Source organism: Streptosporangium sp. NPDC000563, from assembly GCF_040299985.1.
GTDB lineage: Bacteria > Actinomycetota > Actinomycetes > Streptosporangiales > Streptosporangiaceae > Streptosporangium.
This window is the reverse complement of record NZ_JBEPDA010000005.1, coordinates 151,838-167,747: the sequence shown is the minus strand read 5'-3', so window position 1 is coordinate 167,747 and position 15,910 is coordinate 151,838. Positions and strand designations below refer to the sequence as shown.

Below are 15,910 nucleotides of genomic sequence, written 5' to 3'. Positions count from 1 at the left end.
CTGCCAGAGATCATCTTTCATTCCTATGTCGCTGTACGGGCGAGAGATGTCGGACTGCACTGCCATGCTGCAGACATGCACCCCTACATCGGTGATCAACCTCTCGACGCTGAATACTCCATTGAGCGAGACGGCGATCACCTCGCTCTGATTCTGGCAAGCGCCAGCGGGCGTAACGCCGGCCGACCAGGCCGGAACACCGAATACAAGCAAGCCCTGGCTCTGCTCATCACCAGGCTGAGGGAGCGCGACGCCGTCCTGCTGGACGCGCTGGTGGACTCCAGCCGCACCCGCCACCTACCAGAGGAAGAGCGCCGGCTGATAAGGGGACCCATCCGCCTGTCAGACCATTCCGATTCCGAAGGACTGCGTCGAAGACTGACGACCGCCCAGGTCAGGATCGGTCAGAGCCCTACGGCAACCAAAGGCGGCAACAGCACCAAGCGAATTCGGCTACGAATTAGCCTCCCCGGTTACGCGCTGCATGAGGCCGACCGGTTGGCCCGTGATCTAGCTGCCCTCCCCTCCACCACTGCTACGGATGACGGGCCGCCCTCGGATCCCCACCCCCCACACGATGCGATGGGCCGTGTCTCCGCCTCAGAGGTCACCATTGAGACGATGCTCACGGCAGTGGAGCAACTCCGTCCACAGCGGTACGTTGACGGCTTCGCCAAGCGGCACCAGCCGTTGACTCTGCTGTGGGCGATCGGTCGGGCGAGAAATGGTAAGAACCGGCTAGCGCCCTGGCCCGAGGCCGAGATGGAGATCGGGCGCCTCATCGACGAGTTTGGGCATCCGGGCGATGCTCGTAACCCCCACCTGCCGTTCTTGGCGCTCAACGGCACTGCTCTATGGGAATTGAGCGCCCCTCCACCTCCCAAAGGTCTAGCGGGAGACGCGCACCTGAGATGGCTCAACACGACTCGGCCGCATGTCCACGGCGGGCTGCAGCAACCGGTCCACAACCTCTTCGCCACCTCGACGGAAGCCGTCGCCCGCGTGGCCGACTCACTCCTGCTCACATACTTCGACGGCACGGACGAAGCCGCGCTTCTCCACGCCGTCGGCTTGGACGAAGCAACGTCGACTATCGAAGCCCACCGCCGGCGTTTCCTGACCTCACACCTCACCGACGGGCCAGCCTCTGAACCAGCCGCTGGCGCCTTCCAGGGCACCCTGAGCAAGTCCTCTTTGGTCGAGCAGCGCGGCGAACAGGCAACCCTAAGACGACTACTCCTGCGGGGAAGAGGCGCTGCATGCGCTTTATGCGAAGCTCAACTGCCTGAGCGTTTCCTGGTGGCCGCCCATATCAAAAAGCGCAGCCACTGCACGGAGGAAGAACGTCGCTCGCTGGACAACATCGCCATGCTGGCCTGCACCCTGGGCTGTGACAGCCTGTACGAGCATGGCTACATCGCCGTTTCCGAGGACGGGACCATCATGCTCAGCAAAGCTCTCGATCAGTACCCGGCGCTAGGTGAGCACGTTCGCCAACGTCTGTTGGGCCGCAAGACACAGAAGTGGAACATCGAACGCGAACCCTACTTCGCATGGCATCGGACACAGGTGTACCTCGGTTAGTCCAGACAGCAGGGTCCTGTCGGCCCACAACGGCTTGGGCCAGGTGACCTGGATTGGGTTGGCCCGGTTTGGTGGACATCTGATTTCGGGGGATGGACAAGTTTGCTTCTAAAGGGGGGGCCACGGTGGTATCGGATGTGGCAACCCCTGGTAGGGCCGAAACTGCGCCCCGGTGAAACTACCTTGACCTGGGGCGCCGAATTGTATCGACATACTGTTGTCGATCAGGAGCTGCCACGAGACTCACTCTTCGTCATAACTTGGGCTTGAAATGCCTTCCGGGTCATAGAACCTGCGGCGATCTTCTGGCGGAAGATCTGGCTTCCATTTCCAGATCGGACGTCCGTAGCGGCGGCGCAGGTCGCGATGAAGCCGGAGCTTGGTGATCCACCGCAACGACCTCCTTGACGCGTACTGCACATACATCGGAGTGGCCAAGATCAACCGGGAAACCCCTTCGCAACCTGGAATGTTGAGGTCTACCCGCGCTAACCCTTGGACGCGCGCCCGGTGCCGGGGCGAATGGTGCCATGCGATGACATCGAACACCCACCGTGCCACCTGATCGGGCTGATTGACACGAGGAAGGGCCAGGGCTTCCTTCGCCAGTTCCTCGGGAATCCGGGTGTCACCGCGGGCATCCAAGTCGTTGATCTTAACGACGAGCTCGTACAACCAGTCAGTTCCGGAGCCCAACCTGCCGACCGTGGCGGTTTTCTTGAGCAGGTGTTCGGTCGATCCGCACAACATGAGATCCACAGGCCCCCCAACGCGACTACGGTCGCAGGATAGCGACCCGTAGAACATGAGGACGTCATCTAGGTTAGGAAGAGTCGTGTCTTCATAGGAGGTCCCCCAGCCCATCTCAAGATCGAAGTAAATCCACTCTCCTGCAGATAGGCCAGGAGCATAGAAGTGCGACGCTTCGCGCTCAATCTGATGGCGCACCTGCCGCAGCTTGCGAAGTTCCGCGTCGCTAGGGCTCCGGGGAGCCGCAGGTCCCAAGCCAACCGTCGCCACCTGAAGATCTAGCTCTACGTTCACTGTTGGCAGCCGCCTCGAAGGGCGTTCCGGGAAGAAAGCTTCCAGTCGCGGCCTGGAGAAATAGATCATATTATTAAAACGCATACCCCTCCTTGCTGGGACCTGCTTGAATTATGCCTGCCTCGATTCGTCAGAGCCTTGGCTTCTATTTAAATCCCTTGAAGCAGGGTTTGGTCACGACTTTCTCGCGCGAATAGTAGACAGAGGTCCGGCTTGGGCGGTGTTTCATTTGCTGCCGATTATTATTTGAGATTAACCGAGTTGATGATGGCGGCATTCTGCTGTTTTTTGTCGCGTGTGGTGAAGGTGACCAGTTTCCGATCGCTGGTTTGAGCAGACTGAGGTGCAATCAGGTGAAAGGCCATGATGATCTTCCCGAGGCTCGCTTCATCGTCCGAGGGGAGATCACCTGTAATGAGCGGATAGACGAGCAACGCTCCTCGATGAGGCCGTGCGAGCGCATCGGCGACAGGGTCTCCGATCGACTCGCTCACTCCCGCGATCCTCTGTGCCGGGATTCGGTGCCGCGGGATGCTGATGGCACCGAAGAAAGGAGGCCGGCGACGTTCGCGGTGATGCAGGCTGAAGGGCCCGTTGCCGAGCACGACCCCTTGGGCCTCGCCACTTCGCGTGTGTTGGGGCAGGATGGCGATCCAGTCGTGGATCTGATCGCTGTTCAAGCTACGGAGCCACCTGAGGTCGGGTGCGAAGTGCTCGGAGTCCACCCAGGACAATGCTCCCAAGACGTCGAGAAGAGCGGCGTGGCTCACTGCGCCGACCAGTGCTGAGAAGCGTGAGGTCTCGGTCGTGAGCAGGTCGACTCTCTGCTGCGCGGCCTGGAGAACCGGGAGGAAAGCTATCGTGTTGGCCTTGATGAGCAGCGAAGACTTGTCGTCCGGATAACCTGTCGGCTCGACCCCCACGCCGGGGGATCGGCGCTCTGTGAGGATGGCATTGTACATCTTGTTCGCAGCAGCAGGCTTCAACCATGGAAGATGCTGTGCGACGAGCGGGGGAATCTGCTTGGGGGTGACTTGGGGTCGGCCGTCCACGATCTCGGCGTAGCGACGTAGCTCGGAGCGGAAGTGCTCCTCGTCGAGGACGATCGCCTCGAACGCTTCATACAGTTCAGGAGTGATGTAGAGCCGGACCAGGTCCCTGAAGTTCTTTCGGTAGCCGAACCAGCGGCCCATCTGCATCAGGGTGTCCGCCTGCTTGGTCAGCCGACGATAGTAGGAGATGGTCAGGCCTTCCACGGTGAATCCGCGCGCCAGCTTGTTGCCGCCGACCAAGATGCGCCAAACCTCGTTGCGATCGAAGTCGAGGTCTTCCTGCTCGATGTCCTTGTCACTGTTCACCACGATGACAGGGTTGCCGGTGCGGCCGATGCGGGAGACAGCCTCTCCCAGGTGGGGGAGGAGCTCCTCGAAGGTTTCGGGAGCAGGCATTCCGTCGCCGATCGCCTGCGTAACGGGAAGTACGTCCTTCTCGTAGAGGGCGCGGAGCCGACCGTGTGACGTTGTGGAGAAGTATCCTGCAGACGTCCACAGACTGTGGATTTTCTCGGCCTGTTCGCGATGGATGCCTGTTTTCATCGCTTCGTGGATCAGCATCGTGTGATGTTTGAACAGGGCGAGTCCTTGACGCTCCCGGTAGACCTTGATCGCGCCCGCCAGGACATACATGTCCATTGCTTCGCGGAGCTCTGTGTCGAGGCTCTCGTGTGGATCGAGCTCGCGGACGTGCGCCTCCTTATTGGAGTTTGCGTAAGTACGCTTCGAAGGTTCGATCTTCGAGTCCAAGTCGTGGAAGTCGGACGCGCCCATGTATCCGGGTGTCCGCGTCAGCGAGATCAGGAAGTCCTTGGGGAAGATGTCTTCGGCGTCGCTCGGGTCGATGAAGACGTTCGCGAACGGGGTCGCTGTGTAGCCCACATACTGGGCTCGCGGCAGCATCACCAGCAACTCCGAAATCAGCCGGTTGATGGCGGTTCGTTCGACCTGGTCCGCCTTCCACTTTTTAGGGTTGCTGGTGTTGACCGACGCCTGGTCCGACTCGTCGTCCACGATCAGTGCGGGGATCTCACCGAGACGAGCGGTGATTTTCTTGAGGTCCTTCGCCAGCTTTCCGAGTACGGAGGCGTTCTTCTTGACGATGAGAAGGCGGGTGTCGCTGAAGAACAGGTTCTCCGGGTGGAAGAACGGCCGTTGGCGTTCCCGCTTCTCGAAGTCGAGTGCGACGATGCCCTGACGAAGGCTTTTGTAGTCGAATCGGTGAGTGGTCAGGCGGTGGATGTCTGGATATCCCGCGTCGGATGGGCGGGTGCCGTGCCGTACGAACTTGTCGTCGATCCAGTCCGGGTCGTCCTGGTAGTCGGCAGAGTCGAGTGCCACATGATCTGTGGAGTCGATGCCACGAAGGATGTTCTCGCGACCTACAAGTTCCAGATCAAGGCGGCGCTGTGTCTGTGCACGCAAAAGGTCGGTAGTTCCGGTCAGGACGATGATCAATCGGTAGCCGACGTCGATCGCCTTGGCGAGAACACCGGTGAAGTTCGCGGTCTTACCGCTCTGCACGTAGCCGACAACGAGACCCTTGGCCTGGTAGGCCTCCTCACGCATAGGGTTCGACAACCGTTCAACGACCCGGTCTGTCGCGACATCCAAGGTGGCGACTGCTTCGGGCGTCCAACCGCGTCTCTCGCTCAAGAATCTGCTGTAGTGGTTCCAATAGAAGCCGTGTTCATGGCGGATGGCCTCGGTGTACCAGGGATCCCACTGGTCGGCGATGGTGATCGGTTCTTCTACGCCGGCGACGGGGAAGCGCTCACGGAACAGGATGGCGGTCTCGTCGTCTACCTTCAGCCGTCTTATGACTGCTGTGCGGCGTTCCTCGGTGTTGGTCGCCGTGTCGTCGGTCCACAGTCCGTTGATTGCCGCGCTGTCCCACGTGGCCAGTCGAAGATGAAGGCCTTTGCTCAACGCATCGTTGGGATGGACGTTCGCCAGATATGCGCGCAGGTTCGCGTCGTCGCAGACCACAGCGGGATCCTCGCAGGCAAAGGTAGCTGCGCTGTGCAGGTCGCGGGGGCCCATGGTGTCCATGAGGGCGAGTGCGCCCAGATATGCCTTGCGGAGCGCTTCAGTCATGCGATCTCTCCGTGGTTCAGTGCTTCGATCAGGAAGTCGGGTCCGGCGGTGCCGATGGGCTGTTCTGTCAGGTCGACCCGATAGCGGACGTCCGGGATGCGGGCGAGCGGTACTCCGTTCAACTTCATAGGTGTCAGGCTGGGGAAGTCGGCATCCACGGCGAAGATCACGGAGGGTTCTCGTCGACGCCAGCGGTTGCGACAAGTGTCCGTGAACTGGTCTCGCCAGCCGGCGTTGTGAAGGTGCCGATCGAGCTTAGGAAGAAGGTCGCCGACGCTAAGCCGTACCAGGTTGATCAGGTCGGGCAGGGTGCGACCATCGGTTGCATCAGCCCTCGTCAGCTGGTGGGAGATCAGCCAGAGCGGCCGATCTCCGGTAGGGAGGAGCTGGGTCAGCGAGCCGACCCAATGGGTGCGCCGTTCGGCTCCCGTTGTTTTGACTTCGATGTCATGGCCGCGCAGGCCGAAGTCGTGCTCCTCCCGCTCCGGTCCGCGCCACGCTTGGAGGGCCTCCTCCGGGTCCAGCTTGCGGCTCAGACCGAGGAGCAGCATGAGTTCACCGAAGAGGCCGAGTTCCATCTCTACGGGGAGAGTGTCCGTGCGCGTGAGCAACCGTCCCAGGATCCTGAGTGTGTCGCTGAGTGCGGCGCCGAGACTGAGGCCTTGTAGTTGAACTCGGTCAGCCACCGCGCACAGCACGGGGTAGGAATCGGAGAAGAGTCGTGGATCGGTGATCACGATTTCCAGGAATCGCTTAACACCTCGCTGGACAGGGCGAAGCTGTACGTGCTCCAGCCCGGTTTCCAGCCGCGGCTCTCCGCTGGTGGCCCGAACACGGAGGCCGATCTCCTGGCGTCGGGGATCGATGAACAAGATCAGTTGGGGCTCGCCGGGAATCGGGTGCTCAAGCGGAATCGCGCGTCGTACGAACTCCTCGAAGTTGTCCGCGCTCAGATGCCGATCGGGGCTCGTCATATCTGCTCGCTCCTCGCAGCCGCGGTAAGGATCTCCTGGTATAGCTCGATGTTGTCCTTATCGCGTGCGCCAAGGTACTCGCCGCGGAACAAGTCTTCAGCGACGACGTACAGCAGTGCCTTGAGAAGTGGAGCATCATTCACGCTGCGGCGCTCGCCCTTAGTCTTGGGGCGGTACTTCTCGTTCAGCCATAGAGCGCGCTGCTCCCGGTCGATCTCGAAGAAGTTGTCGTTGGAGAATCGCTTCCACCGGATGTCGATGGGGTCTGCATCCTCATCGAACGGGATCTCTCGTTCGATGGCCTTACGTAGTTCGGGGGCGATGCCTTTACCCAGTGGCGCCATCTTGCGGCGCTCGGTGCTGCGCTTGCGTGACTCTCGGAACGCCTGCTCGGCGGCTTCTAAGTAGTCGCTGAAGGTCGTGCCGTCCTCCGCCTTGGCGTGCTCGGCCAGCCGAGTGAACTCGGGGCCGACATTGACCTTGGACTTCTCCGGGTTCATCGTGAACAGCCGCACGATGTCGTCGTCGATCTCCACTTCGACACGGGCGAGCTGGAGCCGCCGAGAGGAGGAACGGATGCCGTTTCATCCCCCTCCCGCCTGGAGCAGACGGTCGCGGCGGTAGAAGTAGAGACCCTGGCGGGCTTCTGCCCCGTCGGGCAGCTTGAATTGCTGCAGCGTGGATCGGCCCGTCCAGATGTGACACTTGAACTTCAGATCGATGTCGCCTACCTGCGCCGACAAACCCTTCGGGTAGCCGGCGCGACCGGATCGGGTGTAGCCGAAAGGATTGAGCGCGCCCACCGGGATCCTGGGACCGGACACGTCACCTTCGATGTCCTCTACGTCGATCTCGATCGAGATCCGACCCGCATCAAGGATGCGGTGGAAGACGAGACCGAGGTGGTTGCGCAGTGCGCTGGCCGTGTGGGAGATGAACTCCTCCACTCGCGCAAAGTCATCGGTTGCTGGGAATCCTGTGACGTCGTCCCAGCGGATCACCGTTCCGGTGTCGATCTCCTCAATGCCCCACTTCCGCTCGAACTCGTCCGTCGCGAAGTCAGTAGGGATGATGTCGCAGTGAAAGCTTTTGCGATTCTCGTTGAGAAGCCAGCGTCGACCGACGGCGGGAGATCCGAACGCTTTGGAGACCACGGCTAAACTACGGGCCTGGCTGAATGAAGCGGCCTTCAACCCGAGGCCGAACTTTCCTAGATCCTTGGAGTTGTAGGCGCGCTGGCCACCAACGGTCATCGCCGCGTCGATCTTCGATTCGGGTATGCCGTGACCGTTGTCGACCACGTACAGAGCGCGAAGGCGCCCTTCTACTCGCACGAGACGAATGAGCACGCGGCTTGCGCCCGCATCGATGGAATTGTCGACAAGGTCGGCGACGGCGGTTTCTAGAGAGTGGTTGCGGCCGAGCCCTTCGAGGGCGCGTGGATCGGGCGGCAGTTCGATCGAGCCGCTCGTCGGAACCTGATCGCGCCACGTAGACATGCTTGATTCTCCAACACTTGCGCTCTGCGATGTGTGCACTCGAAGTAACTGACGGTTTGGATATTTCCCCGTGCGCCTTGGTCGATCCAGATCGTACGTAGGCCGACCGCCCGCCCCCCACCGATGTCGGCAACGAGGTTGTCGCCCACCATCCATCCTCCGCCTTCGAGGGCCATACCGCAGCGCTTGGCCGCGACCTCGAACAGACCAATGTCGGGCTTACGCATGCCGTCGACCCCTGAGAGCGCGTAGGCGTCGACGGCCTCGGCCAGTCCCGTTCGCTGGATCTTGCCGAGCTGGTTGTCCGCAGTGCCGTTGGTGACAATCGCCACCTTCCACCCGGATGCGCGGAGTCGAGACAGGCCGTCCATTACCTCGGGCCAACGGTGAACGAGGTACGGCATGCGCTGACGGTAGTGGTTCCACGGCTCGTCGACCAGCTCGGGTAGGCGAAGTGGTCCCGGACTTTGCTGAAGAAGACCTCACGGTGTGGGTAGCCAGCTCGGTCGAGAGCGATCAGCCAGCCAGGCGCCTCGTGGCCCAAGCCATGCTCCTCAGCGAACTCCCCAACCCATATCTAGAAAGCCTCGTCCAGGTTGACGAGGGTGTTGTCCAAGTCGAAAAGCGCAAGCCGTTGCACGATGACAGCTTACGCAGGGTCGTCGTCACGAGCGTGAGTTCCTGTTTGCAAAGTGGGAGCCGGCCACGACGTAGAGGGGCCTTCGCCCTAGTCACTCGGCAGATCTAGTCCGGTGGTGTGTGATCATATAAGGCGATGTTGCTGCACGGCACCATCACATGAACAGCGGTAATTCACGAACTAAATGCTGCAAGCATACGATTCCCAGGGAAAGCTATCCCCACAGCAGAGCTGTCACCCCTTATCTTGAACAATGAAACACGCACGTTCATAGAGTTCATCGAACGTTATTATTTCCACGTCGCTCACGGAACGACGATAGAGTTCGAACGAAGAAACCTTTTCGCGATTGAGCCTATTTTCGGATTCGAATTCACCAGTGTGTCCAACGACAACCACCTGCCTCGGTTTTACAGTTGAAACTTCGAGGCCAGTAGGCGTGCCATCTGGGTCGTATTGCCGATGAAGGAATTCCCTTATTCCGCGAACTGCCTTTTCGGCAGTTTTTTTTGAACTTGTGACACTGCCCCCACAACCTCGTAGGACGGAGCGTAAACGTCTGGCTTTCGATACTGATTTGCCACAAGTAGCGGAGTATCATGCCGCTTGATCTCACAAAACAGTAAACTACTGACTATGCCGCGCGTTCGAAGGAGGCCATCGGTTCGCTTCCCTGCGCCGCCGAACTTACTTGCCCCGGTCGTTAATTGCTGAAGTTTCTGATCATCATAAGACTCGCAAGCGATTAGATTTAATCCATAACCGAATATCCAAGGGTTGTCTTCAAAAAATTTTGCCAAACAGCTTCTGGCCCCCAGTCTTTCTCTTCTTTCCGTAGTTGCTTTCGGCGCTCATCGAAGTAATCACTATCAGTGAGATACCTGCAGAAGACTTCAAGTTGACCTTTGCGATTCGCGATGACGTCAAGATCAGCTTGAGTCAGCGAATTGCCCAGTACGGATTTCAGCGCTTCGACAACTTGGGCTTTGTCACTTCCCTGGAGCATCTTGGCGATCTCTGCACTGTCGTTGCCGACGATCTTGAACTGGCCTGCGGGGAGGCTGAGCTCTCTGCACTCTTGAAGGAATTTGATTAGGATCCAAAATTGCCGATGTGCATCACTTGTGTCGACGACAGATTTGACCATTCGCGTGTCCGAAGTGTCTGGAATTTCAATATCAAGGTAAGGCTGATTGCCGGGCTTGGCTTTATCCTTCTTCCAGAACCTAAGGCGCGGCGTGTAAGTTCCGTCCTTATAAATAAGAGTGACAGTGCATATAGTTGCCACTCTCGCCCCTTCCTGGAGGACGAAGTCTGTGACTAGACGTCGGTTTTTCTTGTCATAGAAGTAATGGAGTGAGTCCTTATCGCTTTGGCGAATCTCAAGTTGAGAGAAGTCGTCTCTTTCGACAACGAGCTCTTTACTTCCATACAACGCCGAAAAATCAATCCTCACTACCTCTCCCTGAAGGTTACTATGTAGAAGAAAATCGACTCATCCGCTTCGCTGGCCAGGAAATTAATTTGCAAGCCGGAGATGACTGCTCGTTGTGTGATGAGCTTGTACCCTAGCCATCAAGCGGGCACTGATGACCGCCTAGCTAAAGGTCGAACGATTGACTGGCTATTATCCTCATGCTGGACAGTTGCTTGAGGACGGGGGGCAGTGTCATAGCAATTCATCGTTGAGAGCCATGGCTGCATAGCAGGGGGGCTGATGCCAATTGGGTGGAGATTCGCTAAACACACCTCGATAGAACGGGCAGCAACCACGTTACCCGGTGGCAAGGGGACCCGTACCGCAGGGCCGTCAGGCCCGAGACATCCGATGGGCGGGGCGTGTCAACCCGGTCCGGAGTGACCGTCGGCGCGAGCGGCGGGGTGTGGGCATGACAGTGGGCGCGCCGGCGGTTGCTCCGGTGCGCGGGGGTCTGGGGGCTGCGAAGCCCTCAGCGGCAACGGTGCTCAGCCCGGCCGGCTCACGCTGCGGCGGGCTGCTGGGCCGATGTGGGGAACGCCACCTGTTCCCGGTAGGTCTGGCGGGTGGTCAGGCAGTGAAACAGGCACCCGAGGAAGCGGTTGTAGAGGTTGCGCAGTGCGGCGGCGTGGCGCTCGCCCTGGTCTTTGCGCCGGTCGTAGTGGCCTCGCGCTCCAGATGAGGCGGTCAGGGCGGCGAATGCCCACACATACCCGACCGCGGCCAGGCGCTGGTTTTTGACCCGGCGGTGCATCACGGCGCGGCTGCGTCCGCTGGAGCGGGTGACCGGGGCCGCGCCCGCGTAGGCCTTGAGGGCTCGGGCGTCGGCGAAGCGGTTGCGGTCGTCGCCGACCTCGCCGAGCAGTCGGGCGCCGGTCAGATCGCCCAGGCCGGGGAAGCTGGTGATGATCGCGTGGTCGGGGTGGGAACGGAACGCGGCGATGGCGGCTTCTTCCAGGGCTGCGGCCGAGGTGCAGGCGGCGTCCAGCACCGCCAGTAGTGCCAGCGCCTGGTGGCCGTAGGCCTCTTCGACGGGGCCGGGTTGGCGCAGGTGCTCGGCGCGCAGCCCGGTGTGGATCTTCTCGGTCCAGGGCTGCAGGTGGTAGATCCGGCCGCTGCGCTTGAGGGCGGCGCGGATCTGCGGTCGGCTCAGCCGGGCGGCTGCGGTGGGGGTCGGGGCGATGGCCAGGATCGCGCGGGCCTCGCGGCAGCTGACTCCGCCTTCTTGGGTGGCGAACAGCTCCAGGAAGGCGGGGTAGTACTCGCGTAGTACCGAGCGCAGCTCGTTGCCGGTGCGATGCACTCGCCAGATGGCGTCTTGCTGGGCGCGGGCCAGCACCGTGACCGCTTGGGCCTGGTGGGTGTCCGGACTACTGGGGGAAGCTCAGACCATACCGAACCCGACACAGGACAGGCCGCCCACCGCTATTGGGGTCAACGACTGCCACGGCACGGGCGGCGGCTGAAGAGGGGCGGTGCGGAAACGAGCGCGTAGCTGATCCTGATACGAGGTCATGGTGTCCAGCTTTTCGTGCGGCGGGAACGCCGAGACTGTGGACGGCGGTGGGTGCGGCTCTGCCACACAGAAGTTCACGCCTCGACCTGGGTAAAGGTGTCCAGAGCCATCCCGCGTATATCCCGCGACCACTGACATGCGGCTGCCTGTGGCAGCACCCGGCTGCATGTGATCACTAAGAGAGGGCGCGCTGAACCCCAGGTCAGGGGACAAACGGCTGGTCAAGATGGTGCCCCCGGCATGATTCGAACATGCGACACCCGCTTTAGGAGAGCGGTGCTCTATCCCCTGAGCTACGGAGGCAGGGGCTCCTAGTAAGAGTAGCGAAAGTAGCGAGTGGTTGCGCGCCCGAAGGGGGAGTTGGGGGCGGGCGACGGGTTATCGGTTCGCTGGCCTGGAGTAATAAGGGCGGCAAGTGAGCGGGTGTGCGGCGTTGGGTGAGGTTAGCGTCACGATCTGTGATCGACAGGCGACGGAAGCGCATTCGCGGGCATCGAGCCCTGCGACCGGTGGTGCTGTGTGGTGCGATGCTGGCGCCCGCGCTTCTGGCCGGGGGGTTACTGGTGGCCGAGCTCACCGGGTACGAGGCCGCTGTCCAGCGGGCTGACGTCGGTGCGGAGCCTGAGGGGCCTGAGGAGGTCGAAGAGGCCGGGAGGACCGGTGAACTCCGGGAGGCCGAACGGGCGAGAGAAGCCGAACGACTCGGGGAGACGGCGGGAGCCGGGGAGGCCCGGAGAGCCGAGGAGGCTGAAGAGGGCGAGGAAACCGAGAGGCTTGACGACGGTGAGGCCCTCTGGGTGGGGGACAGGGTGCGTCGGGGATTCCGGCAAGGCGGGGGAGCCTGGAGAGGCACGGCGTCTCGGCTGAGGGCCGGAGAGCCTGTGGAATCGCCGGACGACGAGCCACAGGATGAGCCGCAAGGAACCGCGGGGTCACCGGCAGAAACGGACACACCGGCGGAGGCGGGAACGCCGACAGCAGTGGAGGCACCTCAAGAGGCCGGGACGCCCCGAGAAGCGGAGAAGCCGCGAGAGGCGCGAGCACCGGATGAAGTGGTGGCCGTGGTGCCGGTCGTGGTCGGGGCCGTACGGAGCCGGGTGTTCGGGCCGAGGCTGATGCCTCCGCCGTTGCGGCCGGAGCGGGTGTACGGAGGATGGATGCCCGTCGCGGCGAAATCAAGGGTGCGCGACACAGATCCGGACGAGGCTGGCTGGCAAAGCAACCCGAGCGGGACCGATGGTGCGAGCGAGGCGGAGGCGGTCGTTCCCATCACACCTCGCCCGCAAGCCCCTAGAGGCCCACGGAAGGTGGCATCTCCACCCCCTGTGGCACCTGAGTCTCGGGTGCGTCGTACGCCGCCACTCGCGCGGCCTGAGCGCCGCGACGAGTGTTCGGCGGAGTGGAAGGGGACGTGGCTCTGGGGGGTCTGCAAGAAGCACGCGCGGCAAGAAGCCTGACTTGTCCGGTCCCAAAAAGGGGTGTTCGGCGCATAACGGCTGTGGAGAGCTGGCCCGTTCACTTGGTCAGCTGTAGTAGCGTGCGTGCCTGACCCAGGTCACGAGTTCGCAAACGGAGGGGTCGAACGTGCCACCTCGTCGATCAGCGGGTCTGATCGCCGTCGTCGCGACGCTGACGTCCCTCCTGCCGGGATCCGCTGTCGCGCAGCGAGCGCCGGCGGAGGCTCAGACCGTCGTCACCGCGGATCCGGTGAATCTCACAGAGCTGCGTCGTGAGGCGGAGAAGGCCGCGAAGGACCTGGAGGCCGCGACCAAGGCCCTGGAGCAGCGGCGGACCCAGATCCGCAACTCGGAGAAGGAGCTCTCCGCCAAGCTGCGGGAGCTGCAGGTGGCCGAGCGGGCCTTCGCCCAGGTACGGCAGCCGCTGTCGGACCTCGTCGGGATCCTCTACCAGCAGCCCTCCGGTGGGGATCTGGCCGGCTTCTTATCCGGCGAGTCCAACGCCGACACCCTGCGCGCGATGGCCGGCCTCACCCAGATCGTCGCCGAGCGCGACCGCATCCTTGAGGACAGCAGTCGTCTGCAGCTGGAACGGGAGCGCCTGGCGGGTGAGGCGCAGGAACTCAGGGCGGGCAACCTCCTCGCGGAGGCGCAGATGGGCGCCGAGATCGGAACGCTCAGGGTGCGCTCACAGAAGATCGTGCAGTCTCTCACCAAGGCCCTGGTGAAACTGGGCGTCAAGATCGACAAGAAGGGGCGTCCGGCCGCCGGGTGCGACCCGACCAGGGCGACCTCGATGAGCGAGTTTCCCAACGGGCTGATTCCGCAGGCATATCTCTGCCCGCTCCAGCAGAGCGGCAACCAGCTGCGAGGGGATGCCGCACTCGCGTTCATCAGCCTCAACGAGGCGTACAAGCGGCAGTTCGGCAAGCCGATGTGCGTGACCGACAGCTACCGGAGCCTGGCCGAGCAGCAGTCGGTCTACTACCGCCGCCCTGGCCTGGCGGCGGTCCCCGGTCGCAGCAACCACGGCCTGGGACTCGCCGTCGACCTCTGCGGGGGCGTCGAACGTTTCCGCTCAGCCGAGTTCAACTGGCTGGAGGCGAACGGCAAGAAGTACGGCTGGATCCACCCCAAGTGGGCCTATGTCAGCCCCTTCGAGCCCTGGCACTGGGAGTACGACCCCGAGATCGGCTCCCTGCTGTAAGGGCCTCACGGTTTCGTGGATGCTGTCCCTGACAGTCAGACCGTTCCGTTGCGGATGCTGGTCAGGAAGTCGTTCCAGGCTGTGGGGGAGAAGGTGAGCGTCGGGCCGGAGGGGTCTTTGCTGTCGCGTACGGCGACGAGGCCGGGCAGGTTGGTGGCCACCTCGACGCAGTCATTGTTGGGTCCGCTGAGGGTGGACGTACGGAACTCGGCGCCGGACAGGTCAGGGGAGATCATGGTTGCTCCTCGTCGCGGTGATGGATGCCGTGGACTTTTGGGATAGGTCAGATCGTTTCGTTGCGGATGCCGATTAGGAAGTCGTTCCAGGCTGCGGGGGAGAAGGTGAGCGTCGGGCCGGAGGGATCCTTGCTGTCGCGTACGGCGACGAGGCCCGGCAGGTTGGTGGCTACCTCGACGCAGCCGTTACCGCCGTCGCTGAGGGTGGATTTGCGCCACGCGGGGGTAGCTGCCAGGTCCGGCATATCAGCATCCTCCGTACGTTCAGGGTGCGGTCGCGATGATATGGAGAAAGGTGCGGGAATCATCGGGATTAAGTGCCATCGTGGATAGATGGTCGAAAACCAGGTTGTACTGGTGCACTTCAATGTCCGCTTCGATGTAGATGCTACTCGCCAGCGTCTCGATGTAAACGACGTCTGGATGGGTGCCGGGAAAGCCAAGGATCGCGAAGGGGCCGACAACGGCGGGATGTGCCCCGGCATCGTGCGGTAGGACCTGAATTGTCACATGAGGTTGCCGGGTCTGGGCAAGTAGGTGGGCACATTGCGCACTCATCACTTTGGAGTCGCCCATTACGCGGCGGAGCGCGGCCTCGTCGATGATCGAATGGATGCGCAGGGGCTTGGGCTTGCCCAATGCGGCCTGGCGGGTCATCCGGACTTCGACGCGCCAATCGATCTCCTCGGCGGGTTCCCCAGACATCATCGTCGCCGTGATGACAGCTCGTGCGTACTCCTCGGTCTGGAGTAGCCCGTGGACGAGCTGCATGCTGTAGCACCTGATCGCGGCGGCGTCGGACTCCAGGCCGATGTAGCCCGCGTAGTCGGACGGCAGGTCGTCGTAGACGTCCCACCATCCCTGCTCACGGGCTGATGCCTGCAGGGTGATCAGGCTCTGGCGTACCTTCCCTGACACCTCGTAGGCGTCCAAGAGAGCGATCAGGTCGGCGGCTTTCACGCGGGATGTGCAGTGCTCGATACGGCTGATCTTGGATGGCTGCCACCCGACTCGTCGCGCGGCCTGTTCCCCGGTAAGTCCTTGGAGCTCACGAAGTCTGCGTAACTCTGTCGCCAGTCGGCGTTGCCGTACCGTCGGACCCGAGCCAGCCATCATGATCCAGTCTT

Annotated in this window: 14 protein-coding genes, 1 tRNA gene and 1 pseudogene; 2 read left to right on the top strand and 14 right to left on the bottom strand. The window is 61.9% G+C overall.

Annotation, left to right across the window (positions count from 1 at the left end; translation table 11 throughout):
• The first annotated feature begins 75 nt into the window (after positions 1–75).
• On the top strand, positions 76–1,584 hold the full coding sequence (locus ABT352_RS15855) for a phosphorothioated DNA-binding restriction endonuclease family protein (RefSeq protein ID WP_350945549.1): 1,509 nt from the start codon (positions 76–78) through the stop codon (positions 1,582–1,584).
• A 243-nt stretch (positions 1,585–1,827) separates the two neighbouring features.
• Here the strand turns inward: ABT352_RS15855 and ABT352_RS15850 are convergent, their stop codons facing one another.
• From ABT352_RS15850 to ABT352_RS15795, 11 genes and pseudogenes are all read right to left on the bottom strand, one after another.
• Positions 1,828–2,712 (bottom strand): SAVMC3_10250 family protein, encoded by an 885-nt coding sequence (locus ABT352_RS15850; protein ID WP_350945548.1) that lies wholly within the window; start codon positions 2,710–2,712, stop codon positions 1,828–1,830.
• Positions 2,713–2,870: 158 nt separating this feature from the next.
• Entirely contained in the window at positions 2,871–5,777 is a 2,907-nt protein-coding gene (locus ABT352_RS15845) for a Z1 domain-containing protein (RefSeq protein WP_350945547.1), read from the bottom strand.
• Positions 5,774–6,751: a PD-(D/E)XK motif protein gene (locus ABT352_RS15840; protein ID WP_350945546.1), complete on the bottom strand. Its 978-nt coding sequence runs from the start codon at positions 6,749–6,751 to the stop codon at positions 5,774–5,776. The genes ABT352_RS15845 and ABT352_RS15840 overlap by 4 nt, the downstream gene beginning before the upstream one ends.
• Entirely contained in the window at positions 6,748–7,287 is a 540-nt protein-coding gene (locus ABT352_RS15835) for a hypothetical protein (protein ID WP_350945545.1), read from the bottom strand. The genes ABT352_RS15840 and ABT352_RS15835 overlap by 4 nt, the downstream gene beginning before the upstream one ends.
• Positions 7,288–7,335: 48 nt before the next feature.
• A complete protein-coding gene (locus ABT352_RS15830; RefSeq protein ID WP_350945544.1) occupies positions 7,336–8,250 on the bottom strand; it encodes an ATP-binding protein in 915 nt (304 codons plus the stop codon).
• A complete protein-coding gene (locus ABT352_RS15825) occupies positions 8,154–8,654 on the bottom strand; it encodes an HAD family hydrolase (protein WP_350945543.1) in 501 nt (166 codons plus the stop codon). The genes ABT352_RS15830 and ABT352_RS15825 overlap by 97 nt, the downstream gene beginning before the upstream one ends.
• Positions 8,655–9,124: 470 nt before the next feature.
• A pseudogene (locus ABT352_RS40775) lies at positions 9,125–9,690 on the bottom strand (Shedu immune nuclease family protein).
• Positions 9,642–10,346 (bottom strand): hypothetical protein, encoded by a 705-nt coding sequence (locus tag ABT352_RS15810; protein ID WP_350945541.1) that lies wholly within the window; start codon positions 10,344–10,346, stop codon positions 9,642–9,644. Before ABT352_RS15810 ends, ABT352_RS40775 begins: the two are co-directional and overlap by 49 nt.
• 523 nt (positions 10,347–10,869) lie before the next feature.
• Positions 10,870–11,670: a transposase gene (locus ABT352_RS15805; RefSeq protein WP_350945540.1), complete on the bottom strand. Its 801-nt coding sequence runs from the start codon at positions 11,668–11,670 to the stop codon at positions 10,870–10,872.
• A 440-nt stretch (positions 11,671–12,110) separates the two neighbouring features.
• A tRNA-Arg gene (locus ABT352_RS15800) sits at positions 12,111–12,186 on the bottom strand.
• 254 nt (positions 12,187–12,440) lie between these two features.
• Positions 12,441–12,713: a hypothetical protein gene (locus ABT352_RS15795; RefSeq protein WP_350945539.1), complete on the bottom strand. Its 273-nt coding sequence runs from the start codon at positions 12,711–12,713 to the stop codon at positions 12,441–12,443.
• A gap of 877 nt (positions 12,714–13,590) precedes the next feature.
• Between ABT352_RS15795 and ABT352_RS15790 the strand changes: the two genes are divergently transcribed.
• Positions 13,591–14,547 (top strand): D-alanyl-D-alanine carboxypeptidase family protein, encoded by a 957-nt coding sequence (locus ABT352_RS15790; protein ID WP_350945538.1) that lies wholly within the window; start codon positions 13,591–13,593, stop codon positions 14,545–14,547.
• Positions 14,548–14,582: 35 nt separating this feature from the next.
• Here ABT352_RS15790 and ABT352_RS15785 read toward each other — a convergent pair whose 3' ends face one another.
• Genes ABT352_RS15785 through ABT352_RS15775 form a run of 3 tightly spaced genes read right to left on the bottom strand, consistent with a single transcriptional unit; the run spans position 14,583 to position 15,896 of the window.
• The gene (locus ABT352_RS15785; protein WP_350945537.1) at positions 14,583–14,783 is read right to left on the bottom strand and encodes a DUF397 domain-containing protein; all 201 of its coding nucleotides are present in this window, start codon (positions 14,781–14,783) and stop codon (positions 14,583–14,585) included.
• 47 nt (positions 14,784–14,830) lie between these two features.
• Entirely contained in the window at positions 14,831–15,028 is a 198-nt protein-coding gene (locus ABT352_RS15780) for a DUF397 domain-containing protein (RefSeq protein ID WP_350945536.1), read from the bottom strand.
• Between the two features lie 19 nt (positions 15,029–15,047).
• Positions 15,048–15,896, bottom strand: coding sequence for a helix-turn-helix domain-containing protein (locus tag ABT352_RS15775; RefSeq protein ID WP_350945799.1), 849 nt, complete (start codon positions 15,894–15,896; stop codon positions 15,048–15,050).
• Between the last annotated feature and the right edge of the window lie 14 nt (positions 15,897–15,910).